Here is a 24,191-nt window from a genome sequence, read left to right on the forward strand (position 1 = left end):
CCATACGGATCAGGATGTGGAGTCGGTTTTCTTGGATTTGGTTGTCCGGCGCTTCGGCTTCGGTGCGTCAAGCTCGCCTTCTCCGCCGCTGACCTTGGCAGCAGGTTCTTTGGCTGCCGTCTTCCGGGTCGTTTTACGCGGCTTCGGTTTGGTGCCCGGATCCGTTCCGATCGGCTTTACGGCTTCGATGCTTGCCTGGAGGGCAGCCATCAGATCGACAACGTTGGTCTCCTGACGGGCAGGGGCAATCTTGATCTCTTCGCCGGATACTTTGGCGTTGATCAGATCCAGCAGACGTTCCCGATAATCATCCGTATATTTCTCAGGGTCAAAGGGAGTCGACAGCTGGTCAATCAGCAGTTTGGCCATATCGAGTTCCTTGGAGTTGACCTCGGTTCTTTCAGGCAAATTCGGGACCTGGGAGATCGGCCGGATCTCATCCGGGTAGAAAATCGTCTCGATCGACAAGCATTCATCGAGCACCCGGATCGCGGCCAGACTGCTCTTCGAGCGAATGGCGATTTTGGCGATGCCGATTTTGCCGGACTGCTTCATCGCCTCCAGCAGGAGCCGGTATGCGTTTGCGCCTGCTTGATCCGGCGAGAGGTAGTATGTCTTTTGAAAATAAATCGGGTCAATTTCGGTCAGATCAACAAAGTCCAGAATCGTTATGTTTTTGCTGTTCTGTTCCGCCAGCTGCTCCAGTTCCTCTTTTTCGAAGAGCACGAATTTCCCCTTCTCATACTCGTATCCCTTCGTAATTTCCTCCCAGGCCACTTCCTCTTCACATACCGGACATTTGCGGATGTAAGAGAGGGGGCTGCCGCACTCCTTATGAATGTACCGCATCGAAATATCCTTATCTTCCGTGGCCGAGAACATCTTGACAGGCACATGCACCAGACCAAAGCTGATCGCGCCCTTCCATACCGTATGCATTCTATGAAACCTCCTATCAAATTCTAATATGTTTGGGTATGACCGTGTAGTAAACGTAATAAACGACTACTATGACTTTTTTGTACTACCTCTATCAGTGTGCCCAAAAAAAGACTCTAGTATGAGTTATAGCTCAGGATTGCATAAATAGAACCTGTTTGTGGCATATTGACGTTGAACGATGCCTGTATAAGGAGGAAATTTCGTCATGACGGAGCCTAGAGAAACCGAAACGTCGGAAGAGTTACAGAAGGACAGAGCCTCGGATCATTCCGCTGCAGAATCGGTGAACGGGGACATGGTGGATTGGAACAGCCTGACCTCGGAGGAGAGCGAGATCTCTCGGGAATCTACGATGTTCGATATTGACCGGATGATCAACGAAGGCCTTGGCGGAGGCAATGTCACCATAGATAATGGGCTGATCGGCCCTTCCACAACCGATACGATGGACATCGTGGACGAATCGCCAAGAAATTGGGAGAAGGAGGATTAAACGTATGGAGATACAGCGCGCGGTAGAGATTTTTAACTCCAAGGATATTTACAAGGTCAACCTGGAAGGGGAGTCCGTGTGGATCGAGCATGTGGATCAGCAGAACGGAATGGCCACCGTCCAGGTTGGCTCCGGTCCGACCAATACGCTGACCGTAAACGTAGACCGGCTAAAAGAAGGCGAATAGCTTATTGCAGGGCCTCAAGAATTCCGGGTAACTGTAATAAACACGAAAAAACACACCTTGCTCGGGACGTCGTACATTGGAACCCGGATAAGGTGTGTTTGTGTTGTCGGCGCCGTTAACGAATCTCTCTGAAAAATAACCGGATATCTTCCGTCAGCAGATCAGGAGCTTCCAATGCGGCGAAATGGCCGCCGCGGTCAAACTCTGACCAATGGACGACATTGTACTGCTGCTCTACCATACTGCGAATAGATAGATCCTTGGGGAACACCGCCACGCCGGTAGGTACTGAGGAATATGGTGCCGGCGCTCCCCAATTGTTGGAGCTTTCTTTATAGATTCTTGCGGAGGAGCCTGCCGTTGCTGTCAGCCAATAGATCGAGACATTCGTAAGAAGGAGCTCAAGGTCTACCGCATCCTCGGGAAGATCTGCTGCTGGATCGGTCCACTCCTTAAACTTCTCCACAATCCATGCAAGCTGCCCAACAGGGGAATCCGTTAAGCCGTAGGAAAGTGTCTGGGGTCTGGTCGCTTGAAGGATGGCATATCCGGACCCTTCAAATCCGCCACCGGCTAATTCATCATAGCGTAGTTTCTCTACAGCTGTAAGGTTCTCGCTTTCAGCCGGATCTCCGGTTGGAAACACCGACAGACCGTTACAATGTACGCCAACGATTCGCTCTGCAGCGATCCGGCCTAGTTCCGCTGAAACCATGCTCCCGGTATCGCCCCCCTGTGCTCCATATCGTTCATAGCCCAGGCGGCGCATTAATTCATCCCACACTTTAGCGACACGCTCGATGTTCCATCCGCGTTCGGTGGTGTGCCCGGAAAAGCCGAAGCCTGGGAGGGACGGGATCACGAGATGAAATGCATCGGACGGGTTTCCACCGTACTTGCCGGGATTGGTGAGCGGTTCAATCATACGGGTAAACTCCACAATCGATCCGGGCCATCCATGGGTTATGATTAGAGGAAGCGCATCAGGCTCAGGGGAGCGAACATGCAGGAAGTGAATGTTTTGCCCATCGATGGTGGTCATGAATTGTGGGAATTCATTCAACATGGCTTCATATTTACGCCAGTCATAAACTTCCTCCCAATAGGTGGATAACTTTTTCAGGTAAGACAGCGGCGTGCCATATTCCCATTGATGATCCTCCAGGTCATCAGGCCAGCGAGTGCGGGTTAAACGTTCCTTAAGGTCAAGCAGGTCCGACTCTGGAATTTGAATGCGAAATGGAAGTATGGTTTCTTCTGAATATGGGGCTGTATTCGATACATTCGTGCGGTTCATCATAATCCTCCTCAAATCTTTTATCATCGTTATGGTCTCACTATAATGTCTGATAATTGACTACGTAGTGTCAGTGTTTGAAACCTGGTTTGACGTTTCTTTTTCTCACCTGAGTTATGAAGGCGAAACTCATGTTCTTGCAGCGGGTTGGGAGGACCGATATAATGAAGATCAAGTATTTTGAGATATGGGCAAACTAAGTAAAGGGTGGGTTATCAGTGAACAATGGCCGTACGGAGGGCCAGTTTCGAATGATTTCAAGCAGTCTGGAGGAGACGGAGCAGCTTGCTGCTTGGCTGGCCGCTAGAGCGGAGCCAGGGACTGTCATCGGACTGGACGGGGATCTTGGAGCAGGAAAAACGGCATTCTCCCAACAATTTGCACAGCACCTTGGTGTGAACGGGGTTGTGAATAGCCCGACATTTACGATTATTAAAGAATATGAGGGGCGTCTGCCGCTCTACCATATGGATGTGTACCGTTTGTCGATTGATGAAGCGGATGAGCTCGGGCTGGACGAGTATTTTTTTGGCGAAGGGGTTTGTCTCGTGGAGTGGAGCAGCCTGATCACTGAGCTGTTGCCTGAACGGTATCTGCATATCCAGCTTGAAACGACAGGCGAAATGCACCGGACGATCACACTTTCAAGCCAGGGCGAGCCCTATGGCGAGTGGTGCCGGGATTTGAATGAAAAATGGGGTAGCTGGAATGAACAACAATGACATGAAGCCGCAGCAGCGGTTTTTGGCGCTGGATACGTCTACGGCGTCGCTGGCGGTATCCGTGATGGAGCAGGACAAGCTGCTGTCGGAAGTGAACACGAACGCAGACCGCAATCACTCGGTGCATCTGCATCCGGTGATGGCACAGGCGCTTGCTGAAGCAGGCCTCGGCATGGACCAGATGGACGGCATTGCCGTGGGAGTAGGGCCGGGATCTTATACAGGGATCCGGATTGCGGTAACGGCCGCCAAAACATTGGCATGGGCTAATCGCATCCCGGTTGTCGGGGTATCCAGCCTGCATGCCTTGGCATGGGGGGGCCTGAATTCCGGATGGCATCAAGCCGAGCTAAAGAATGGAGTCCACTGGATCATTCCGCTGCTGGATGCAAGACGGGGTCAAGTGTACACGGCATTATTCGCTGCCGATTCAGAGAGCAAGGAGAGTGCACCGATACGCCTGGAGGCAGACGGTATTCGCCTGATGCAATCCTGGGTGGAAGCCATTAAGGAACGTATCAGCAAGCTGCCTGAAGAGGAACGCCCTGTTTGCCTTTGGTTTATTGGGGAAGTGGAGCTCCATGCCGAAACCGCCCGCGGGCTTGAGCCGTGGTTTGGAGACCGGCTGCATATTCATCCGTACTCGCTTGAAGGCCGCTGGATGGGGTACTTGGGAGCAGCCAGATTGCTCGCTGGGGAAGCGGATGATGTGCATACACTAATACCCAACTATACACAGCTTTCCGAAGCGGAAGCGAACCTGCTGCGTAAGCGGTGAAGGGAGCGTTGGATTCGTCATGGATCAGCAGAAGAAGCCGGTAGATGGTGAAGACGGTTTGTCCTTTCGGTTGATGACCCTGGAGGATATTCCGGAGGTCCTCGTGGTGGAGCGCGAAGCGTTCACCGTGCCCTGGACCGAGGAAGCTTTTCACAATGAGCTGAAACTGAATCATTTTGCCCGTTATATGATTATGGAGTACGAAGGCAAAACGGTAGGATATGCAGGCATGTGGACGATCGTGGATGAAGCACACGTTACGAATATTGCGCTTCTGGAGCAGTACCGCGGACGCAAGTGGGGCGATCGTCTGCTTACGGAATTGATGAAGACTGCTGCCTATATGGGAATGGAGAAAATGACGCTGGAAGTTCGGGTATCCAATCACGTTGCCCAGCACTTATATATCAAAAAAGGGTTTAAACCAGCCGGTGTCCGAAAGGGGTATTATTCCGATAATCAGGAAGACGCACTCATCATGTGGGCAGATCTGCCCCCTTATCGGGAGGACGAAGGCGAGGAAGGAAGTCTAAGGCTATCATGAATGAAGAAAGAGTAGACCGGCAGCACAGCTGCATATTGGCGATAGAAACGAGCTGCGATGAAACCTCGGTGGCCGTTGTGAAGGATGGCTGCGAGGTTTTGTCCAGTGTCATTGCCAGCCAGATTGAAACACATAAAGCTTTTGGCGGGGTGGTGCCCGAGGTGGCTTCCCGCAAGCATGTGGAGAGTATCACGCTCATTATTGAACAAGCCGTAGCTGAGGCCGGCATTGAAATGAAGGATTTGTCGGCGATCGCCGTAACACAGGGTCCTGGCCTGGTTGGAGCGCTTCTCGTTGGCGTTATGGCTGCTAAAAGCCTGGCGTTTGCGCTTAGCAAGCCGCTGATTGGCACGCATCATATTGCGGGTCATATCTATGCCAATCGTTTTGTGGGAGATATCGCTTACCCTTGCATGGCGCTGGTTGTTTCCGGCGGTCACACCGAACTGGTCTACATGAAAGACGAAGGCAGCTTTGAGTTGATCGGCAGGACGCGGGATGATGCGGTTGGCGAAGCGTACGACAAGGTGGCCAGGGCGCTTGGCTTCCCGTATCCCGGGGGTCCGCATGTTGACCGAATGGCATTGGAGGCCGAGGAGGTCGTGGAGCTTCCCCGCGTATGGCTGGAGCCGGATTCCTACGACTTCAGTTTCAGCGGTCTGAAATCGGCTGTATTAAATGTTGTCAATCAGAGCAAAATGCGTGGAGAGGAAGTCCGGACGGAAGCGATAGCCCGGGGTTTCCAGGAATCAGTGGTCGAAGTGCTCGTGGAAAAGGCGGTTCGCGCGGTCAGAGCATATGATGCCAAGCAGCTGCTGCTGTGCGGCGGCGTTGCCGCCAATCGCGGACTCCGTAAAGCCTTGGCTGAACGCTCCGAGCAGGAAGGGATATTGCTGACGATCCCGCCATTTCAGTATTGTACCGATAACGGAGCGATGATAGCTGCCGCGGCGCATCTGAAATGGAAGCAGGGGAGCTTTACGCCGCTCGATATGAAGGCCGACCCTCAAATGTCGCTGGAGCTATGGGCGGAGCCATTAAGCTAAAGCCACTTGACACGTATTTGTATAGGAAGTATAATCTTGATCAAATTCCAGAATGTTGAAACGCGAAGAACAGGACCAGTAAGGTGAACCTTGGATGAAGAGAGCTGCGGGACGGTGCAACGCAGACGTGAGGGACCTGAACTCACCTGGGAGCGGAGCTGGGGAACCTTGCGCAGCGAAGTGCGATCAAGCACGGATTGAATTGCGGAGTTTGACCTTGCTACGGGATGGCCTCCGTGAGAATGGCTGCGCACAAATCATTTGTGGTTTGGCGATCTGAGGGGGCTTTAGGTCCGGGAGACAGCATTGATAATCCCGGGAGCTTAGAGTCAACAAGAGTGGTACCGCGATAGGATAGCCTGTCGTCTCTTGAATAAGAGATGGCAGGCTTTTTTGCATGCTTGGACAGCTAAATACGAATCAATCTGATAAAGAGCTTCACTTCCAATCCGCAGATAAAAGCGGAATCTCCGGGTACGGTGATCCGAAGGATATGATAGTCAGCATAACAACATATCGAATAAACGCAATGAACGGGAGCAGTACAAGGGAGCCGTCTACAGAGAGCTGCGGGTTTGGTGGAACGCAGCGGCAGCAACCTTCGAATCTCGCCCGGGAGCGGAAGAGGGGAACAGCAGCACGCATCGGTTGATGGAGCAAGACAGACCAACGACGCTGAATGCAGCTATACTCTCTTACGGAGTTTCCTTCGTCATCAGGATGTCCATTCTCTTCATGACCGGCCGGTATGAGGAGACCATGGACAGGGAGTGGACGTGTATATGTCGCGGAAGAACAGCTGCGAACTTAGGCGCGTCAATTAGAGTGGTACCACGGAGGGTCTAAGCCCGTCGTCTCTTATATGAAGAGATGGCGGGCTTTTTTGCTGCCGGCAGCAGCAGGGTGGGATGCGGACGCAAGTCGACGTGCGGACGTAAAGCGAACATATGGAACAGACGGAACAACGTTCCCGTAGGAAATCGGGTCATACCATAACCAAGGAGGAGTATGCAAAATGAGTGAATCCATGAGAAGCATCCAAATATTCGATACAACGTTGCGGGACGGGGAACAGGCACCGGGAGCAAGCCTGCAGCCTGAACAGAAAATTGTGCTGGCCGGAAAGCTGGCTGAGCTGGGCGTTGATGTGATGGAGCCCGGATTTCCGGTGTCCAGTCCCGGGGAGTTTGCCGCTGTGCAGGCCATCTCGAGACAGCTGCAGCAGGTCGAGATATGCGGATTCGCGCGGGCCGTGAAAGGGGATATTGATGCTGCCGTCAAGGCCACCCAGGATACGGCCAGAAGGCGAATCCATCTATTTATTTCGTCTTCCGACATCCATCTTCGCCACCAGCTGCGCATGAGTCGTCCGGATGTAGTGGCAAGGGCACGTGAGATGACAGCTTATGCAAAGCAGTTCAGCGACGTGGTTGAATTTACGGCGATGGATGCCTCGCGTACCGGCATTGACGACTTGATTGAGATGGTAGAGGCCGTCATTGAAGAGGGTGCAACGATAATCAATTTGCCCGATACGGTGGGATATGCGCTTCCGAATGAATACGGCGAGATGTTCCGACGTGTGCGGGAAGGCGCTCGTGGCGGAAAGACGGTCGCCTATAGCGCCCACTGCCACAATGATCTTGGTTTGGCTGTGGCCAACAGCCTGGCCGCGATCGAGAATGGCGCCAGCCAAATCGAGGTTACCGTGAATGGGGTGGGCGAGCGTACAGGCAACTGCGCACTGGAGGAGCTGGTCATGGCTCTATCTACCCGGGGTGACATGCTGCGGGCAGAGACGGGCATTACGGCCGAGAAGCTGTATGAAGTATCTCGTCTCGTTAGCGGTGCGATGCATTTTCCGATCGCTTTTAATAAACCTGTGGTTGGCCGGAACGCCTTCCAGCATGAATCCGGCATCCATCAGGACGGTCTGCTGAAGGATCGAAGCACCTACGAGATTATGGATCCGGAAAAGCTGGGGATTCCGCGGAGCATGATTGTGCTGGGCAAGCATTCCGGTCGTCATGCGCTGAAGGACCGTCTTGCCCGGTACGGTGTTCAGCTTGATGTAGACGAGATGGAGTCCTTGTACGATACCTTCAAGGAGACGGCTGATCGTCAGAAGGTGGTCAGCGATGACCAGCTGCTGCAAATGGTGAGCAGCACTTTGGGCAAACCAGCCCAAGTATATGAGCTGACCGAGGCGCAGGTCATCTCCGGAACGGGCAGCAGCCGGGTCGCGGCCGTCACGCTGCGTCATCTGAGCGAGCAAACGGAAGCCACCTACTCCAGCGTGGCGGACGGTCCGGTGCAAGCCGTTATCTCGGCAATCAGCCAAGGAATTAGCAGCGATATCCGCTTTGGCGATCTGGAGCTCCACTCGTTAAGCAGCGGCGAAGACGCGCATGCCGAGGCGGCGGTCACGGTTGAGAAGGCGGGCAAGATCTTCCGCGGAACGGCTGTGCATCAGGATATCGTGATGGCCGCAGGCCTGGCATACGTTGCTGCATGCAACTCGGCGTTGATGTCGGTCTAGGCAAAAAGCTGAATAGGGGAACCTTAGCATCTCCACTTCTATGATTGATGGCACAAGCGACCTTACCGACCGGATTGGAGAGGGTCGCTTTTTTTAAAATCAAGCTTGATATAACTTGCCGATAACAAGAGAAAGTCTATATAGCTGCCATCTATATAAGACATATAATTCTGTCAAGTTGTGAACAACGTTATCCACATATTCGCTGAAAAATGTGCATAAGCGAGAAAAATGTCGATAAATCGGTCTTTTGCAAGACGCTGAAAAGAGGGGACAGGATTTTCAAATTTTCCGGTGGAAACTGTGGATAATGTGAATAACTTAGTGGATAAAGCTGGATATAGGACCAGGAGTGGGCGTATAACAACAAAAAAATGGCCGTTTCGGCCATTTTCATGGTAAACTTATGCACCATTCTTGGGGATAAGTTTGTGTATAAATGAAAAACTCCATTTGAAACACTTTTGTGAACTTTTTTAATCTTCCAGCAATGACTCCCATTCGGCAAAAATTTGCTCAAGCTGACTCTTTTTCTCCTCTAGCGACTGCTGGCGTTCTTGGAGTGCCATATAATCCTGATAGATCTCCGGCAGGGTCATCTCGGCCTCTAACTCGGATATGTCCGATTCCAAAGCATGGATTTGCTCTTCCAGACTTGTGAGCTTGCGCTGACGGTTCCGTTCCTCCCGTTTGGCTTGCTTCTCGGCTTCAAAGGAAACGGCTCCCTGTTTCTCGACGGCAGCTTCGGCTTTTCCTTCCTGTTTCAAGGTGTGACGAGCAAAAGGCTCGGAAGGTTCGTCATTCATATCGAGAATTTCCTGCTTTTTCTCCGTATAGTCGTCATAATTACCCAGGAAATGTTGAATGCCGTCCGGATGAAGCTCGATGATGCGCTCGGCCATTTTGTTAAGGAAGTAACGGTCATGGGATATGAACAATAAAGTGCCTTCGTAATCCATGAGTGCCGATTCCAGAACCTCTTTTGCAAATAAATCCAGATGGTTCGTCGGCTCATCCAAGATGAGCATGTTGGCTTCCAGGAGCATCAGCTTGGCAAGCGAGACGCGTGCCTTTTCTCCGCCGCTTAAGGAGCTGATTTTCTTGAGCACATCTTCGCCGCTAAAGAGGAAGTTGCCCAGAACGGTACGGATGCGGGCTTCCTCCATATGCGGGTAGGTGCCCCATAGCTCTTCCAGAACGGTATTGCTCGGATTCAGCTCGGATTGCTCTTGATCGTAATAGCCGATCTTCACTTTTGTACCCCATTGCAGCGATCCAGCCGTTGGCTTCATGGTACCGATTAAGCATTTCAGGAGCGTCGATTTGCCCACCCCGTTAGGACCGATCAAAGCTACGGTTTCACCGCGGCTGAGATCAAAGGAAACCTGCCGAAACAGCGGTTTGTCCTGCTCGAACGCAAGCGACAGATCCCGTATATGAAGGACGTCTTTACCTGACATATACTCGGCTTCAAAAGAAAAATGAGCTTTCTTCAAATCGCCCAGCGGTTTGTCGAGCCGTTCCATTTTATCCAGCGCTTTGCGGCGGCTCTGTGCGCGCTTGGTCGTAGAGGCCCGGACCAGATTCCGCTGAATGAAGGTCTCCATTCGGGAGATCTCATCCTGCTGCTTCTCGTATTGCTTCAGCTGGGATTCGTATTCCGCTGCCTTCAGCTCAATATACCGACTGTAGTTGCCCGTATATTTTTTGGAATGACGGCGTTCAATCTCAACGATGGTCGTTACAAGACGATCCAGGAAATAGCGGTCGTGGGAAACGACCAGCAATGAACCGGAATAGCCGCGCAGATAATCCTCCAGCCATGTGAGGGTTGCGATATCCAGATGGTTCGTTGGTTCATCCAGCATGAGCAGGTCAGGTGCCTGCAGCAATATTTTTGCAAGTGCCAGCCTTGTCTTCTGTCCGCCGCTTAATGTGGCAATGGAGGTGTCCGGCGAAAAACTGCCAAATCCCATGCCGTGAAGGACGCTGCGGATTCGTGTTTCGATCTCATAACCGCCCTGATCCTTGAACCAGTCCGAACGGATCGCATAACGATCCAGAAGTTCCTGGTATTTCTTCGGATCCTCGCTCGACTTCGGGTCGGCAATTTGTTCCTCCATCTGACGCAGCTCGCGCTCCATCTCCAAAAGGGGAGCAAAGACATCCAGCATCTCGTTCCATATCGACGAATCGGACTGAAGCCCGCTGTTCTGGGCAAGATAACCAACGGTGGTTTCCTTAGCCTTGAAGATTTGTCCGCCATCATAAGACATCTCGCCTGCCAAAATTTTGAGCAGGGTCGATTTCCCGGCTCCATTGACTCCGACAAGACCGATTCTTTCGCGTTCAAGCACCTGCAGATTGATCCCGTCAAGGACGGGCGTAACTCCGTATAATTTCGTAATGCCATTGGCTTGCAGCAGCATGTTATGTGAAACCTCCATCATTATATATGTTTGTACCATTAATACTTCATTATAAGAAAAACGTTTCCCGACGTACATTCTCAGAAGATAGACCGCGTATAGCGGAAGTTTTTCTTGCGAGATAAGGAGGGTAGCCTCTGATGAATAAACATTCTTATCTCTAAAGAAAAACGTTTCCCGACGTACATTCTCAGAAGACAGACCGCATATAGCGGAAGTTTTTCTTGCGAGATAAGGAGGGGAGACTCTGATGTATATACAATCTTATCTCTAAAGAAAAACGTTTCCCGACGTACATTCTCAGAAGACAGACCGTTTATAGAAGCTGTCATCTGTTGCGATATCAGGATGGTCATGATTTTGAAGTTATACGTTCTGATATCTTAAAGTAAGTGTACATGAAAATGGCCGAACAATCGACTATGATTGGCGACTTCCGGCATTCTTGGCTAAAGGAAGGAACAGTGGTAAACTAAACTTAATTATAAGCGTGAGAGGAAAGATCACGTGTTGAACCCTGAGGAAGAATTGAAGCGGGTATCCGCAAAAGAAGCCCTGCGCAAAGTGATGACATTACGCAGGGATGAGTTATCCGGGGAAGAGCGTTCGAAGCGTTCGAAGCAAGCCTGCAAGTTTGCTTCAGAGGTCATGAATCGGTTTCAATTTCAAAGCATGATGATTTATGTCCCCTTTCGCTCCGAACTGGATTCCCGGCCGCTGGTTGAATGGGCTTGGAAGCAGGGGATTCAGGTTATCGTTCCCCGAAGTCTGCCCCAAGACCGTTCGATGGAATTGTATAAGCTTCAGGCATGGAATGAGCTGATTCCCGGAGCTTACGGCATTCCGGAGCCTGATCCGTTGCGGTCGCAGAAATGGAATCATCCCGGACCTGATATCATCTGGGTGCCCGGGCTTGCGTTTGACAGGAAGGGCGGAAGACTTGGATACGGAGGCGGTTATTATGACCGGCTGTCGGACAGGCTTAGTCAGGGAGCGCAAGACAACGCTCAGATCGGTGGACCTTTCTGGATGGGAATTGGCTACGAGGTTCAAGTCTTAGAGCACGTCCCTATGGAAGAACATGATAGGGTATTGGACGGTTTGGTTACGGAGCTGGGACATTCGGCAACGGCCAGACCTGCAGCGGAGGGATAAGAGATGGAATTGAGTCATTTTAACGGCCAAGGCAGAGCACGCATGGTGGATGTCAGTGATAAGGATGTAACAGCCCGGACAGCGGTAGCGAAGACTACGGTTTGTATGCACCCGGATACGCTGATTCGCATCCAGGAGGGGAAAATCGGAAAGGGAGATGTGCTTGCCGTAGCGCAGGTTGCGGCTATCATGGCTGCCAAAAACACGTCAAACTGGATTCCCATGTGTCATCCGCTGCCGTTGACCGGCGTGAATGTGGAGTTCAGCGACAATGCTAGAGATGAGTTATATATAGAAACGACTGTGAAGACCACAGGCAAAACCGGTGTTGAAATGGAAGCTTTGACAGCAGCTTCCGCCGCTGCGCTGACGGTCTATGACATGTGCAAAGCCTTGCAAAAAGACATGGTCATCGGCCCGACCTACCTGGTAAGCAAAACCGGAGGGAAGAGCGGGGATTACATACAAGAAACAACATAGGATTGCATAGAGATAGGAGATTCGGACGAGTGGGAAGGAGAGAGGGCAGATGGTGTGGAAAACGGCGATCCTGACGGCGAGCGACAAAGGTTCGCGGGGGGAACGCGAGGATACGAGCGCTCAAGTGATCCGGGAATTGGTGGAGGAAGAGCTGAGCGGAGAAATTATTGAATACCGGATCGTACCGGACGAGCCGGATGAAATTATCGCGGCATTGATCGAACTGACGGATTATTATCAAGTGGACCTTGTCCTCACGACTGGCGGAACGGAGCTGGCGGTCCGGGATGTTACGCCGGAGGCAACCAAGCGGGTCATCGAACGCGAAGTGCCGGGCATAGCGGAAGCGATGCGCGCTACCGTCATGCAGAAGAATCGGAGCGCGATGCTGTTTCGCGGCGTATGCGGCGTCCGCGGCCGTACCTTGATTGTCAATTTGCCGGGTTCGCCAAAAGGCGTGCACGAGAATCTGGCGGCGGTCATGGATCAGCTTCCGGAAGCACTGCTAATGGTAACGGGCCAATATCGGGAGCAGCTCTAGAGAGTATCTATTAGATAATTATGTAAATAAACTGTCACGTTTCTAGACTGTATATGTGATTTACATTATGGTATGATGGCGGTATATGAGCTTGTTTCAACTGTAGTAGTCGGATTATGATCATTAGTTAACACCTGTTGTAGTGCAAGGCATGACGGATTTAGATCATCCTGAAGTCCTTTGTTGGCATTAAGCAGGACGAGGAGGAGAATAGATATGAGTGGAATTGGAGTGCCGGGTATTATTTTGCTCGTTATTTTGGCGCTGCTTTTGTTCGGACCGAACAAACTTCCTGAACTGGGACGTGCGGTCGGAAGAACATTCCGTGAGTTTAAGGACGGTGCGCGGGAGATTATTGCTGACGATGTACCGGCGAAGAAGAAAGAAGAGGCTCCCCAACAAGCCGTTGTCGCTGAGCCAACCAAGGTTGAAGACAAGCGTCTTCCGGAATAGAAAAAGCAAGGCTTGAAGTCCCTTCCTTCGGGAGGGATTTTGTTTTGTCAGGGTCACATATAGGGTGGTGGTTAACATGTCGGAGCAAGTGAAAGATATGGCGCTTGTGGAGCATTTGGGCGAGCTTCGCAAACGAATTATAATCGTGCTCGTGGTATTCGTAGCTGGCCTGATCGGGGGACTTTTCGTTGCGGACCCGATCTATCATTATTTGACGGCGGCCGAGGAAGCCAAGAACTTTGAGCTGCATGCCTTCTCCTTCTGGGATGGCATCGGGATTTACATGAAAATCGCCGCCATTTTCTCGCTTGTCATTTCCGTTCCGCTGATCTTCTATCAGCTGTGGGCGTTCGTCAAGCCGGGGCTGCGCAAAGAAGAGCAGAAGGCAGCCATACGTTACGTGCCGTATGCGTTTATTCTGTTCATCGTGGGGATCGCGTTCGGCTACTACATCGTGTTTCCGATGACGCTGTCGTTCACGACGGCGATTACGCAGGGCATGGGACTCCAGGAAACCTATGGCATTACCAATTACTTGAATTTCATGTTCAATCTTGTACTGCCGCTGGCTTTGCTGTTTGAGCTGCCTCTTGTGGTGATGTTCTTAACAAAAATACGCATTCTGAATCCGCTGCGGCTTCGAAAAATGCGCAAACTCGCGTATTTCGCGCTCGTTTTCATCGCGGTTGTCATTACGCCGCCGGACTTCATATCGGATTTCCTGGTCACGATTCCCCTGCTGCTACTGTACGAATTCAGCGTGTTTCTGTCCTCCGTGATCTATCGCAAGCAATTAGAGGCGGACATGGAACGGGACAGCCGCTACGTAAGGGCAGACGAAGAGGATTGACCGTGATATTTTTTGCAAAATAGGATCCTTTTAAGAATAAAAACAACCCGCTTAACCACTCCCCACGGGAGTATGGTTTGCGGGTTGTTTTTTTTGTTCAAAGAATGATGGATTAGAAATCAATTTGCATCACTGCATCATTGCATCAGTCTTCGGTCTTCATGGGAATCATGTCTTGTCGTTCCGAGCTCATCTTGAGCATATCTCGCCAGCGCCATCGCTGCGGTTTCCTGCATTCGGGCCTGCAGCGTGCTTCCTTCCACGACTTTCACCCGCAGTCCGAGAAAGCGAATACGGGAGAGCAGAAAGTCGCACTCATCCTTCAAATAGGAGACTTTAATGCGGTAGGTATTGAAATCCTCATCATAATGGACGGTCTTGTCAAAGCAGGAGAAAGCGTATAGGATCCGTGACAATTCCCCGTTGTATCGCCGATGGATTTCAATTAGGGCTTGCTTCTCACGATTGTCCATCAGATTCTGCAGCCGTTCCTTGATGCGATCGATTCGAAAAGACGGAAGTGATGTCCCTTGGATATATAGAATATGATCGAGTTTCGTGTACATGAGTCCTCTTCGGCTTTTGCTGTACCAGATCAGCATCCATTCCCGTTTGATCATGGAATACTCCAGTTTGTACGGGAAACCGGACTGATTGCTGCGCGTTTCTCCAAGCTTCGTTCGATAGCTTAAGCGAAAGCCCTGATCCTGCATGATCATTCTTCGCAAGGTGCGAAGGTGCGGGTGATATACGCTTCGTTCCTGTCCCTTGGCCTTCTCCAGGATAATCTCCTTCATCTCGGCACCGCTATGCTCCATGTGAAGGATTTGTTCGAGACGCTTTAAGGTTTCAGGCGTAAAGGCGTTAGCTGCCTCAGGGTGCACCAGCATCATCTTGAGCCATCCCCGTTCTTGAGCGGTTATGGCAATCGAGTCCGTTTCCTCAAGCCGCGTCATAATCTGATAATTAAAAATTTTCTCGAACGGATTCTGGCTCATAATAAGCGGCAATCTCCTTCCATTCCTTGATGAATTCCTGCCGAAGGGAGCGGGGCTTGAGCACCTCGCAGCTGGAGCCGAAGCTCCGGAGCCAGGGCTTGATTTCGCTGGTGCCGTTCACTTCGATTTCATATAGAAATGAATCGTCGGATTCTATCGTAACGGTCCCCCATTGCCCTTGCGCCTTAACCCGGTTCAGCACGAAATTCACTTTGCTGTCCGCCGGATTAAAAAATCTGGCCACGACCTTGGTGGGATTACGGGTATCGGTAACCCAACTATTCTCAAATTCGGCAAGCACTTCCTCCAGGCGCTGCTGGAAGACTTCTTCCTCAACCACATCGCCTTCTTCAATCTGAGTCAATCCCTCCATACGAAACTTCATGAGACCTTGTCTGCCGTTATGACCGATCAGGTACCAACGGCCGTATTGATGGTCATAGATCACGCGCAGCGGCAGCACCGTTTCCCGAAGCCCTTTAGACTCCCTGTGGAACAGCGGATTCGTATTTTGGGAAACATAGCGTGAAGTGCTTTTGGGTGATAAATACAGGAAACGGATTCTTGCTCTTTTGGTGATAGCCTGAAAAATGGTATGCAGATGCGCCTCATCCAATATGCGTGAAGGATAATGATATTTATAAATATAAGCAGCGGTTGAGTGCGCAGCGATGTCACGCTTCCGCAAAGCCCGCTTTAAGTTATCCCTGAGCATATAACCCTGCACGGACGGGAGCTGCGTATTCGACATGACGTCCACATAATCGTAGAGATCAAGCAGCTCGTCATCCGACAACGAATCGATCAGATCACGGGCGCCCCTGTAACGGTAAGGTCTTTCTGTGCCTGTCTTCACGATGACTCCGACTTCCTCCAGGTATTTGAGATCTCCGCGTATCGTCTTCTCATCCGGGAGTGATTCCCCGTCAGGGAAGTGATCGCCGCATAGGTCGATTAGTTCTTTGGCGGTTAACTGCTGATGCTGCAGCTGGGTGAGGATCGTGGACAGCCTCAAGCTTTCCGATGCCTTAAGCGATTTGCCGCGGAACAACAGCAGCAGGAGTGGATCTGCGGTTTCATAGTATGAATAGCGCAGCCCTTCGGACAGGGTGAGACTTTGTTCTTCCGAGAGCTGCGGCTGAAGCGATTCAATCCTATTTTTTAAATTTCGGAGCGTTTTGTCATAGGTATGTACCGAAATGCCGAGTCGATCGGCCAGTTGTTGCCGGTTGTATGCTCCTCCGGCCAGCGCCAGAATGCGAAGGAACTGGATTTCTTTATCGAAGCTTTCCCGAGCCATGGCGCCCTCCTTCAAGTCATATATTAGATCGTACGTGATCCTGTCTGTAACTATTGTAGCAAGGATAGGGAACTGCATAAAGGATGGAAATTATAACATCTTTTTGTTATCGCCATACTTTTGCCCTGTTGAAATAGGAGCGCATAGAAGACAATAAGGATATCGGAAATCACACGGCAGCTACAGAAGGGAGCGATTCCGGATATGAATATAACGCAGGAAATGAAATCGACGATTCAACAGGAATTGGAGCGAATTGAGCAGGAGGAAGGAATCCTTATTCTGTATGCCTGCGAATCAGGCAGCAGGGCCTGGGGCTTCCCGTCGACGGACAGCGATTACGACGTAAGGTTTATCTATATCAGACCCGTGGAGTGGTATTTATCGATCTTCGACAAGCGAGATGTGATTGAGCGGCCAATCAACGACAGGCTGGATATGAGCGGTTGGGATTTGAAAAAAGCGCTGGGGCTTTTTCGCAAGTCGAATCCGCCCCTGCTTGAATGGCTGGAGTCCCCCATCAAGTATAAGGAGACGCTTGGCATCGCCCAGCAGATCCGCAGCATATCTCCGCTTGCGTTCTCGCCTAAATCTTGCATGCACCACTACCTGAACATGGCCAAAGGCAATTACCGGATGTATTTGCAGGGGGGAGACGTTAAGATCAAAAAATATTTCTATGTACTGCGTCCGATCCTGGCATGCGACTGGATTCAAACCTACAACGAGATGCCTCCCATGGAATTCGAGCTGCTTACGGATCGCCTATTAGATCAGGGAAGTGCACTGAAAAAGGAGATTGATCAATTGCTTCTTCGCAAACGTTCAGGTGAAGAGATGAATGTTGAACCGAAGCTTCCTACCATTAATGCATTCATTGAAGATAAATTGAACGAATATGAGCTGCTAGCCAAGGATAAGAAGCATCAAGATACCGATCTGGATCAAAGGCTGGATGCTTTGTTTCGGGATGCGCTGGTCGAAGCATGGGGAACCGGCGGAACGCAGTCATTCACGGTTTGACGAAAGGAGAGAGTCATTTTGGCAATTATACAGCTCACATCAACGAATCCGCAGTTTTCGTTTCTCATGAAGAAGAACCCGAACTCCGGCATGCAGCTTCGGAGCGTGAGGCAAGGAACGGCATACGGATGGTATTCCGAGCCGGCTGCGTTTAACGTGTATTTCAAGGATGCGGATAACGAAGTATCCTTCAAACAGCATCAAGGGGAGAGCTTCGAGTATTTGAACGTGTCCCGTTATAACACACCTTTGTTTCCGCTGGCAGCCATTAACGAGTTTTTTGCAGCTCCCTTCAAAAAACACGATGAACGGGACACGGAGGGATACGAGCATGTTTTTTACATCAATCTCATTCATATTGAGAAGACGCGTTACATTGAATTTTTTCAAAAGCATCTCGAAGAATACTCGTTCTCGCTTCGGCACGAGGCCCATAAAAGCTATGCCCTCACGATAACCACCGGGAAGAGCCTGTACCATCTGCTGCATACGGTCAATGTGTTTTGCCTGTTCCTGGCAATGTTCGGGAGCGAGTATCTCGATACCTCGGATAAAGTGCTTGAAAAGCACATTCGCAGCCTGAATGTCATCGATGCCCCCTACTACATACGAAGTCTGTTCGTGCGCAATTTTTTGAATAATCGGGATCGATTCAAGCAGTTCAAGCAGGAGCTTGAGTTTACGCCTAGATACAGCATCCATTTTGCCTATGGAAACACGGCTATGCAGCGCAGAAGTTACATCGCTCAAGTGCTGCCATTCAACAAGCCGATATTGGATATCGGCTGCGGTGAAGGCTTTTACGCCCTATCTTTTGCCGGAAAAATAGAGGAAACCTATTATGCGGTAGATATTAATGAAGCTTTGCTGGAAGTGGTAGAGCGTAAAGCGGAAGCCAAGGGCCTGGACAATCTGGTGACCTTTCCGTCGATCGCTCACTTTCTTGAGGGGTATGACGATGAGTACGTAGACGTTATTTTGACCGAAGTGATCGAGCATATGCCGGAAGCGGAAGCGGCGGACCTCATCCGCCAAGTCGTGCAGGAGATCCGGTTCGAGAAGCTGATCCTTACGACGCCCAATGCCGATTTCAACCCGTATTATGAGCTCGATGGTTTCAGGCATGATGACCATAAGTGGGAAATGGGGCAGGAGGAGTTTATATCGTGGTGTGACGAAATCCTGCAGAAACTGGGCGTTCAATATGAGTATGTGATGATCGGTGACAGCGTGGACGGCATGCATACAACGCAGGGAATAATTGTTACGAGGAAGGGGGAGTAAGGCCATGGAATTGCATACCAAAATGCACACGATTTTTATGCTGGTCGGTCCGACAGAGTGCGGAAAAACGACGTTTGCAAAGGAAATCCTGATTCCATCCTTGCAGTGGGAGTACCCCGAGCGCAACTACAGGAGCAATGTCCAGTACCTATCATCGGACGCCATTCGTCAGGAGCTGCTCGGTTATGATTATGATAAATACGATCAGGTGATGCTGGAGGCGAGCTCGCATGCGTTTCAGTTATTATTTGAGCGGCTTAGATTGACAACTTCTTTTCCGATTCAGGCTGACTTTGTTGTAGTGGATACAACGGCATTGGCCGATGATTTCCGGAGCAAGGTCCTTGAAATCGCGCATGAGAACAACTACCGTGTGGAAGCCATTCTGTTTGATTACCGGAAACGGGAAGATTACTACGCCTCCGATCGCTCCAAGAAGCTGATAACCACGCATATTAGCCGCTTGAAAAAGGAGGTGCTCCCCGTCCTCGCACGGGAAGGATACGATGCCATTCATAAAGTGCGTGCGAAGGATTTTCTTAACAAGGAGAAGGAGTTGGCGAAACCTGCTTACGAAGTGATTGTGGACAATAAAGAGGAGTATCTGTCCTCGATTCTGAGTCAGGATATGGAATACATTGTGATCGGGGACGTGCACGAGCGTGTGGACGCGCTTCAGGGGCTTTTGAGAAGTTATGGTTACGGGATGACGGACGGAAAGTTATCCGTTCCGGAGAAACTCCGAAACACCCGGATCATTCTGGCCGGGGATTGGATCGACAAAGGGAAGCAAACCCGGGCCATGATCGATTTCCTCTACGACAATATGGAGCATTTCCTTTTCGTTATGGGGAATCATGAGAACTTCGTTTATAAGTACCTGAAGGGAGAAATTAAGGGCGTAGAGCCGGAGCTGCTGCGTTCCTACTTTGATTCTATGGAAACGTTAGGCCAAGATGAAGCGCTGCGGCAGCGCTTCGATGAACTTGTAGGCCGGGCTAAGCCATTTTATCGATATGTGGGTCAGCAGGGACCTTCTTATTACGTAACCCATGCTCCTTGCCGGAATAAATATGTCGGTAAACTCGACTCGAATTCCTTGCGCCATCAGCGTTCCTTCCGTCTGGAACGGAGCAACCCGGAAGTCACGACAGAGCAGCAGCTTCTATTCTTAAGCGAAGAAGCGGTCAGTAATCATCCTTACCATGTGTTCGGTCATGTCGCCGCGGTGAGACCGTTTCGGATCAAGAACAAAATTCACATCGATACGGGAAGCGTGCACGGGCATATGTTGACGGCCGTTCAAATCGGCCAAAAACCGGTCTATCGCAGCTTTAAATCGCCGTTTAGGGAACAAGACCCTGTGTTCCTTCATGAACAATTACCGGATTTGTTTGCCAGATCAGAGCGGAGCAGCATCGATCTCCGGGATTTAGATCGCGAAGCCCAGCGAAGATTGTTGTATTGCGCGGAGCATAAAATCAATTTTATTTCCGGAACGATGTCGCCGGCGGATAAGGATTTGGCTAAGGGAGAACTGGAGTCCCTCGCAAGAGGACTCCATTATTACAAGGACCAAGGGATTGAACATGTGGTGCTCCAGCCTAAATATATGGGCTCCAGATGCAGCATCTATCTGTTCCGGGACCTGGAGCGCTGCTATGCCGTTAGTCGAAACGGTTACCGAATCAGCGGGATTGATTTATCTTCGGTGTACGAACGGCTGCTGGAGAGATTCTCGTCCCATATGCAGGCCGAAGGCATCGAAATGATGCTGTTGGATGGGGAGCTGCTGCCATGGAAGGCACTCGGGAAAGGACTGATCGACAGGCAGTTTCAACCGATTGCGGCTGCGCTTGAGTCGGAAACAAGGTTTCTGAAAGAGACGGGTTTTGAGGAGGCATACGCTCAGCTGCTCACAGCCTATGACGCAAGCGGCTTTGAGAATGAACAGTTTCGACTATCCAAATCCGTGCTTATAGAGAAGCACGGCTCGAGCAGCTATCAATCGTTTAAACATATACGGGATGTTCGGAAAGCTTATGTGCCGCTCGGGAAGCATGAGGAAGCTTATCGCCTGTACAAGAAGCAGCTCGAACTTTATGCGGGGGACGCGGAATTGGATTACAAGCCGTTCGCCATTCTTAAAGAAATTCGGGATACCGGAGAAGAAGTCATGCCTGATATGAATACCTCGGCCATGTTCCGCTTCCTGAATGACGATGAGATTCTGGTTCTGGATTTGCGTGAGCGGGAGAGCTTTGAACAGGCGGAGGCTTTCTTCTCCACGCTGACGACCCGGAACCGAATGGAAGGCGTTGTAATCAAACCGGAAGAGGAGCGGGAGAACGCTGCCCCTTACTTGAAGGTGCGAAATCCCGAATACCTCTCGATCATTTACGGTTACGATTACCGTTTTCCGCACAAATACGCGAAGCTGTTGAAACAAAAAAACACGCATAAGAAGCTCCGCACTTCGATCGCCGAGCATCAGCTTGGAAAGCGCATGCTTGGGGTTAAGTATGACGAGATTTCCCCGAGCCACGGGGATTACCAAGAGATTGCGATGCGGCTGCTGTTCGAGATGGAGAAAGAAAAGGAAATCGACCCCAGGCTTTAAGCCGATGGGGGACAGACATTTCGCTGAACCTTAAACAGCCTGAAAGATGGCACCCTTCCTAAGGGAGGGACCTGATTTCGGGCTGTTTTATTTTCGTAGAATGATGACTGGATCAATAGTTCCAGCCGTACAGTGTCACTTAAGACTCAGGCATATTTTGGCTGGTCATGGATACAATGGAGAAGGGGGTTTGGGGACAACCCCTCCCTAAGTCCGGATTGCAAAAAAATGATCAAAAAATCATGCAAAGGACTTGAAATTTTAAGACAACTTGAGTATCATAAAGTTGGTTGTTAGCACTGAGGGTTGTCGAGTGCTAATACATAAAGCTTTGAAAAAAGCATCACAACATATTTAAAGGAGGCTATTTTTTCATGATCAGACCTTTAGGTGAACGCGTATTGGTAGAACCGATCGAACAAGAAGAAACTACGGCATTCGGGATTGTACTTCCTGACTCTGCTAAAGAAAAGCCGCAAGAAGGTAAAGTTATTGCTGTAGGCAGTGGCTCCCTGAAAGACGGCGCACGTGTACCTTTGGAAGTTAAAGAAGGCGACCGCGTCATTTTCTCCAAATACGCTGGAACAGAAATCAAATACGAAGGTAAAGAATATTTGATTATGAAAGAAAGCGACATCCACGCGATCTTAGGCTAATGAACGCCTGAATATATCTTTGTTTCACTATTTCATAATCCACTAGGGAGGTATGTAATACCATGGCAAAAGACATTAAGTTCAGTGAAGACGCCCGTCGCTCGATGCTTCGCGGTGTAGACGCTTTGGCAAATGCAGTTAAAGTAACACTCGGACCGAAAGGCCGTAACGTGGTTCTTGAGAAGAAATTCGGAAGCCCGCTCATCACGAATGACGGTGTAACCATCGCTAAAGAAATCGAGCTGGAAGATGCATTCGAGAACATGGGTGCTCAGCTTGTTAAAGAAGTAGCTACCAAAACCAACGATGTTGCCGGTGACGGTACAACAACGGCAACGGTTCTGGCTCAAGCTATGATCCGTGAAGGTCTGAAGAACGTAACAGCTGGCGCAAACCCAATGATCATCCGCAAGGGGATCGACAAAGCGGTTAAAGCAGCTGTGGCTGAACTTCAAAACATCGCGAAAGAAGTGAAGAACCACCAGGAAATCGCTCAAGTCGCTTCCGTATCCGCAGCTGACGAAGAAGTTGGCCAACTGATTGCAGAAGCGATGGATAAAGTGGGCAAAGACGGCGTTATCACCGTTGAAGAATCCCGCGGCTTCTTGACGGAGCTTGAAGTGGTAGAAGGTATGCAATTCGACCGCGGCTACATCTCTCCATACATGATTACCGATACGGATAAAATGGAAGCTGTTCTTGAGAATCCATACATCCTGATCACCGATAAAAAAGTAACCAACACGCAAGAGATCCTGCCGATCCTTGAAAAAATCGTACAGCAAGGCAAACCGCTCGTTCTGATCGCCGAAGACATTGAAGGCGAAGCGCAAGCGATGCTGATCGTGAACAAACTGCGTGGTACATTCAACGCTGTTGCTGTTAAAGCTCCTGGCTTCGGTGACCGTCGTAAAGCGATGCTGCAAGATATCGCTGCATTGACTGGCGGCCAAGTGATTACGGAAGAGCTTGGTCTCGACCTGAAAACAGCTTCCATCGATCAATTGGGTACCGCTCGTCAAGTGCGCGTAACCAAAGAGAACACGATCATCGTGGATGGCGCTGGCAACAAAGAAGACATCGAAGCTCGCGTGAAGCAAATCCGCAATCAATTGGAAGAAACGACTTCCGATTTCGACAAAGAAAAACTGCAAGAGCGTCTGGCTAAACTGGCTGGCGGCGTAGCGGTTATTAAAGTCGGCGCGGCTACTGAAACGGAATTGAAAGAACGCAAACTACGCATCGAAGATGCCCTGAACGCAACTCGCGCTGCGGTTGAAGAAGGTATGGTATCCGGTGGTGGTACAGCGCTCGTTAACGTATACAAAGCTGTTGCTGCTGTTCAAGTAGAAGGCGACGAGAAAACAGGCGTGAACATCGTTCTGCGTGCTCTTGAAGAGCCAATCCGCACGATTGCAGCTAACGCTGGCCAAGAAGGTTCCGTTATCGTTGAGCGTCTGAAAAAAGAAGAGATCGGTATCGGCTACAACGCCGCTACAGACACTTGGGTGAACATGTTCGAAGCAGGTATCGTTGACCCTGCGAAAGTAACACGTTCCGCTCTTCAAAACGCAGCTTCCGTTGCGGCGATGTTCCTGACAACCGAAGCGGTTATCGCTGACAAGCCAGAACCAGAAAAACCAGCTATGCCTGACATGGGCGGCATGGGTGGAATGGGCGGCATGATGTAACAATAGTCCCCAAAGCCTGTCATATCAAGGGAAAAGAGACCTCTCGGGGTCTCTTTCGTATTATTAGGTCAGCCAGAGATTTCTGGTTGGCCTATTTTGGTAGGCATTATACGATGGTGGTAGCCGGGAGAACGAGGGTGGCTTAGGGACGCAGATCCCGTCA

22 protein-coding genes and 1 other annotated feature are annotated in these 24,191 nt (G+C 50.5%); of the genes, 17 read left to right on the forward strand and 5 right to left on the reverse strand.

All coding sequences use genetic code 11. The features are described 5' to 3' along the window. Nucleotides 1-9: 9 nt before the first annotated feature. Nucleotides 10-939 carry a Ku protein gene (locus ACQKPA_RS27325; protein ID WP_100539127.1) on the reverse strand — a complete coding sequence of 310 codons (930 nt, stop codon included), beginning with the start codon at nucleotides 937-939 and terminating at the stop codon, nucleotides 10-12. 208 nt (nucleotides 940-1,147) lie between these two features. On the opposite strand from ACQKPA_RS27325, the gene ACQKPA_RS27330 reads away from it, so the two are divergent. After that, nucleotides 1,148-1,435, forward strand: coding sequence for a hypothetical protein (locus tag ACQKPA_RS27330; protein ID WP_427495588.1), 288 nt, complete (start codon nucleotides 1,148-1,150; stop codon nucleotides 1,433-1,435). A 4-nt stretch (nucleotides 1,436-1,439) separates the two neighbouring features. Beyond that, on the forward strand, nucleotides 1,440-1,622 hold the full coding sequence (locus ACQKPA_RS27335) for an H-type small acid-soluble spore protein (protein ID WP_427495589.1): 183 nt from the start codon (nucleotides 1,440-1,442) through the stop codon (nucleotides 1,620-1,622). Nucleotides 1,623-1,737: 115 nt separating this feature from the next. Here the strand turns inward: ACQKPA_RS27335 and ACQKPA_RS27340 are convergent, their stop codons facing one another. Further along, nucleotides 1,738-2,919, reverse strand: a complete 1,182-nt coding sequence (locus ACQKPA_RS27340) for an epoxide hydrolase family protein (protein ID WP_427495590.1) — start codon at nucleotides 2,917-2,919, stop codon at nucleotides 1,738-1,740. A gap of 251 nt (nucleotides 2,920-3,170) precedes the next feature. Here ACQKPA_RS27340 and tsaE point away from each other — a divergent pair, with 251 nt between their 5' ends. The 5 genes from tsaE to ACQKPA_RS27365 all read left to right on the forward strand — a co-directional run bounded on the left by tsaE (nucleotide 3,171) and on the right by ACQKPA_RS27365 (nucleotide 8,548). After that, on the forward strand, nucleotides 3,171-3,641 hold the full coding sequence (gene tsaE / locus ACQKPA_RS27345; protein ID WP_427495660.1) for a tRNA (adenosine(37)-N6)-threonylcarbamoyltransferase complex ATPase subunit type 1 TsaE: 471 nt from the start codon (nucleotides 3,171-3,173) through the stop codon (nucleotides 3,639-3,641). After that, nucleotides 3,628-4,419: a tRNA (adenosine(37)-N6)-threonylcarbamoyltransferase complex dimerization subunit type 1 TsaB gene (tsaB, locus tag ACQKPA_RS27350; protein WP_427495591.1), complete on the forward strand. Its 792-nt coding sequence runs from the start codon at nucleotides 3,628-3,630 to the stop codon at nucleotides 4,417-4,419. The genes tsaE and tsaB overlap by 14 nt, the downstream gene beginning before the upstream one ends. Nucleotides 4,420-4,438: 19 nt before the next feature. After that, nucleotides 4,439-4,963 (forward strand): ribosomal protein S18-alanine N-acetyltransferase, encoded by a 525-nt coding sequence (gene rimI / locus ACQKPA_RS27355; protein WP_427495592.1) that lies wholly within the window; start codon nucleotides 4,439-4,441, stop codon nucleotides 4,961-4,963. Next, nucleotides 4,960-6,009: a tRNA (adenosine(37)-N6)-threonylcarbamoyltransferase complex transferase subunit TsaD gene (gene tsaD / locus ACQKPA_RS27360; RefSeq protein WP_427495593.1), complete on the forward strand. Its 1,050-nt coding sequence runs from the start codon at nucleotides 4,960-4,962 to the stop codon at nucleotides 6,007-6,009. The genes rimI and tsaD overlap by 4 nt, the downstream gene beginning before the upstream one ends. 520 nt (nucleotides 6,010-6,529) lie before the next feature. After that, nucleotides 6,530-6,871 (forward strand) — a binding site (T-box leader). 153 nt (nucleotides 6,872-7,024) lie between these two features. Next, nucleotides 7,025-8,548 (forward strand): 2-isopropylmalate synthase, encoded by a 1,524-nt coding sequence (locus tag ACQKPA_RS27365; protein WP_427495594.1) that lies wholly within the window; start codon nucleotides 7,025-7,027, stop codon nucleotides 8,546-8,548. Nucleotides 8,549-9,024: 476 nt separating this feature from the next. Here ACQKPA_RS27365 and ACQKPA_RS27370 read toward each other — a convergent pair whose 3' ends face one another. Next, on the reverse strand, nucleotides 9,025-10,977 hold the full coding sequence (locus ACQKPA_RS27370) for an ABC-F family ATP-binding cassette domain-containing protein (RefSeq protein WP_427495595.1): 1,953 nt from the start codon (nucleotides 10,975-10,977) through the stop codon (nucleotides 9,025-9,027). Nucleotides 10,978-11,484: 507 nt separating this feature from the next. Here ACQKPA_RS27370 and ACQKPA_RS27375 point away from each other — a divergent pair. The 5 genes from ACQKPA_RS27375 (at nucleotide 11,485) to tatC (ending at nucleotide 14,456) form a co-directional block, all read left to right on the forward strand. Further along, nucleotides 11,485-12,132: a 5-formyltetrahydrofolate cyclo-ligase gene (locus tag ACQKPA_RS27375; RefSeq protein WP_427495596.1), complete on the forward strand. Its 648-nt coding sequence runs from the start codon at nucleotides 11,485-11,487 to the stop codon at nucleotides 12,130-12,132. A 3-nt stretch (nucleotides 12,133-12,135) separates the two neighbouring features. Then, nucleotides 12,136-12,612, forward strand: coding sequence for a cyclic pyranopterin monophosphate synthase MoaC (gene moaC, locus ACQKPA_RS27380; RefSeq protein ID WP_427495597.1), 477 nt, complete (start codon nucleotides 12,136-12,138; stop codon nucleotides 12,610-12,612). A 49-nt stretch (nucleotides 12,613-12,661) separates the two neighbouring features. Then, entirely contained in the window at nucleotides 12,662-13,153 is a 492-nt protein-coding gene (locus tag ACQKPA_RS27385; protein WP_071222524.1) for a MogA/MoaB family molybdenum cofactor biosynthesis protein, read from the forward strand. Between the two features lie 216 nt (nucleotides 13,154-13,369). Next, nucleotides 13,370-13,606 (forward strand): twin-arginine translocase TatA/TatE family subunit, encoded by a 237-nt coding sequence (locus tag ACQKPA_RS27390; RefSeq protein WP_427495598.1) that lies wholly within the window; start codon nucleotides 13,370-13,372, stop codon nucleotides 13,604-13,606. 76 nt (nucleotides 13,607-13,682) lie between these two features. Beyond that, nucleotides 13,683-14,456, forward strand: a complete 774-nt coding sequence (tatC, locus tag ACQKPA_RS27395; protein ID WP_427495599.1) for a twin-arginine translocase subunit TatC — start codon at nucleotides 13,683-13,685, stop codon at nucleotides 14,454-14,456. Between the two features lie 137 nt (nucleotides 14,457-14,593). Here the strand turns inward: tatC and ACQKPA_RS27400 are convergent, their stop codons facing one another. Together ACQKPA_RS27400 and ACQKPA_RS27405 are read right to left on the reverse strand one after the other, a co-directional pair. Next, nucleotides 14,594-15,454, reverse strand: coding sequence for a WYL domain-containing protein (locus ACQKPA_RS27400; RefSeq protein ID WP_427495600.1), 861 nt, complete (start codon nucleotides 15,452-15,454; stop codon nucleotides 14,594-14,596). Then, nucleotides 15,423-16,754: a helix-turn-helix transcriptional regulator gene (locus ACQKPA_RS27405; protein WP_427495601.1), complete on the reverse strand. Its 1,332-nt coding sequence runs from the start codon at nucleotides 16,752-16,754 to the stop codon at nucleotides 15,423-15,425. Before ACQKPA_RS27405 ends, ACQKPA_RS27400 begins: the two co-directional genes overlap by 32 nt. A gap of 204 nt (nucleotides 16,755-16,958) precedes the next feature. Here ACQKPA_RS27405 and ACQKPA_RS27410 point away from each other — a divergent pair, with 204 nt between their 5' ends. The 5 genes from ACQKPA_RS27410 to groL all read left to right on the forward strand — a co-directional run bounded on the left by ACQKPA_RS27410 (nucleotide 16,959) and on the right by groL (nucleotide 24,028). Beyond that, a complete protein-coding gene (locus ACQKPA_RS27410) occupies nucleotides 16,959-17,777 on the forward strand; it encodes a nucleotidyltransferase domain-containing protein (protein WP_427495602.1) in 819 nt (272 codons plus the stop codon). Nucleotides 17,778-17,795: 18 nt separating this feature from the next. Further along, the gene (locus ACQKPA_RS27415; RefSeq protein WP_427495604.1) at nucleotides 17,796-19,061 is read left to right on the forward strand and encodes a methyltransferase domain-containing protein; all 1,266 of its coding nucleotides are present in this window, start codon (nucleotides 17,796-17,798) and stop codon (nucleotides 19,059-19,061) included. Between the two features lie 4 nt (nucleotides 19,062-19,065). After that, entirely contained in the window at nucleotides 19,066-21,681 is a 2,616-nt protein-coding gene (locus tag ACQKPA_RS27420; protein ID WP_427495606.1) for a metallophosphoesterase, read from the forward strand. 374 nt (nucleotides 21,682-22,055) lie between these two features. Next, a complete protein-coding gene (gene groES, locus ACQKPA_RS27425; RefSeq protein WP_006212454.1) occupies nucleotides 22,056-22,337 on the forward strand; it encodes a co-chaperone GroES in 282 nt (93 codons plus the stop codon). A 62-nt stretch (nucleotides 22,338-22,399) separates the two neighbouring features. Continuing rightward, nucleotides 22,400-24,028, forward strand: coding sequence for a chaperonin GroEL (groL, locus tag ACQKPA_RS27430; RefSeq protein WP_427495607.1), 1,629 nt, complete (start codon nucleotides 22,400-22,402; stop codon nucleotides 24,026-24,028). Nucleotides 24,029-24,191 lie beyond the last annotated feature (163 nt).

Source organism: Paenibacillus sp. NPDC093718, assembly GCF_050279985.1.
Lineage (GTDB): Bacteria > Bacillota > Bacilli > Paenibacillales > Paenibacillaceae > Paenibacillus_AQ.

Excerpts from the sequence above, each read along its gene's own strand:
- ACQKPA_RS27325 (WP_100539127.1), bottom strand. The coding sequence starts at position 939 with ATGCATACGGTATGGAAGGGCGCGATCAGCTTTGGTCTGGTGCATGTG.
- ACQKPA_RS27330 (WP_427495588.1), top strand. The coding sequence starts at position 1,148 with ATGACGGAGCCTAGAGAAACCGAAACGTCGGAAGAGTTACAGAAGGAC.
- ACQKPA_RS27335 (WP_427495589.1), top strand. The coding sequence starts at position 1,440 with ATGGAGATACAGCGCGCGGTAGAGATTTTTAACTCCAAGGATATTTAC.
- ACQKPA_RS27340 (WP_427495590.1), bottom strand. The coding sequence starts at position 2,919 with ATGAACCGCACGAATGTATCGAATACAGCCCCATATTCAGAAGAAACC.
- tsaE (WP_427495660.1), top strand. The coding sequence starts at position 3,171 with ATGATTTCAAGCAGTCTGGAGGAGACGGAGCAGCTTGCTGCTTGGCTG.
- tsaB (WP_427495591.1), top strand. The coding sequence starts at position 3,628 with ATGAACAACAATGACATGAAGCCGCAGCAGCGGTTTTTGGCGCTGGAT.
- rimI (WP_427495592.1), top strand. The coding sequence starts at position 4,439 with ATGGATCAGCAGAAGAAGCCGGTAGATGGTGAAGACGGTTTGTCCTTT.
- tsaD (WP_427495593.1), top strand. The coding sequence starts at position 4,960 with ATGAATGAAGAAAGAGTAGACCGGCAGCACAGCTGCATATTGGCGATA.
- ACQKPA_RS27365 (WP_427495594.1), top strand. The coding sequence starts at position 7,025 with ATGAGTGAATCCATGAGAAGCATCCAAATATTCGATACAACGTTGCGG.
- ACQKPA_RS27370 (WP_427495595.1), bottom strand. The coding sequence starts at position 10,977 with ATGCTGCTGCAAGCCAATGGCATTACGAAATTATACGGAGTTACGCCC.
- moaC (WP_427495597.1), top strand. The coding sequence starts at position 12,136 with ATGGAATTGAGTCATTTTAACGGCCAAGGCAGAGCACGCATGGTGGAT.
- ACQKPA_RS27385 (WP_071222524.1), top strand. The coding sequence starts at position 12,662 with ATGGTGTGGAAAACGGCGATCCTGACGGCGAGCGACAAAGGTTCGCGG.
- ACQKPA_RS27390 (WP_427495598.1), top strand. The coding sequence starts at position 13,370 with ATGAGTGGAATTGGAGTGCCGGGTATTATTTTGCTCGTTATTTTGGCG.
- tatC (WP_427495599.1), top strand. The coding sequence starts at position 13,683 with ATGTCGGAGCAAGTGAAAGATATGGCGCTTGTGGAGCATTTGGGCGAG.
- ACQKPA_RS27400 (WP_427495600.1), bottom strand. The coding sequence starts at position 15,454 with ATGAGCCAGAATCCGTTCGAGAAAATTTTTAATTATCAGATTATGACG.
- ACQKPA_RS27405 (WP_427495601.1), bottom strand. The coding sequence starts at position 16,754 with ATGGCTCGGGAAAGCTTCGATAAAGAAATCCAGTTCCTTCGCATTCTG.
- ACQKPA_RS27410 (WP_427495602.1), top strand. The coding sequence starts at position 16,959 with ATGAATATAACGCAGGAAATGAAATCGACGATTCAACAGGAATTGGAG.
- ACQKPA_RS27420 (WP_427495606.1), top strand. The coding sequence starts at position 19,066 with ATGGAATTGCATACCAAAATGCACACGATTTTTATGCTGGTCGGTCCG.
- groES (WP_006212454.1), top strand. The coding sequence starts at position 22,056 with ATGATCAGACCTTTAGGTGAACGCGTATTGGTAGAACCGATCGAACAA.
- groL (WP_427495607.1), top strand. The coding sequence starts at position 22,400 with ATGGCAAAAGACATTAAGTTCAGTGAAGACGCCCGTCGCTCGATGCTT.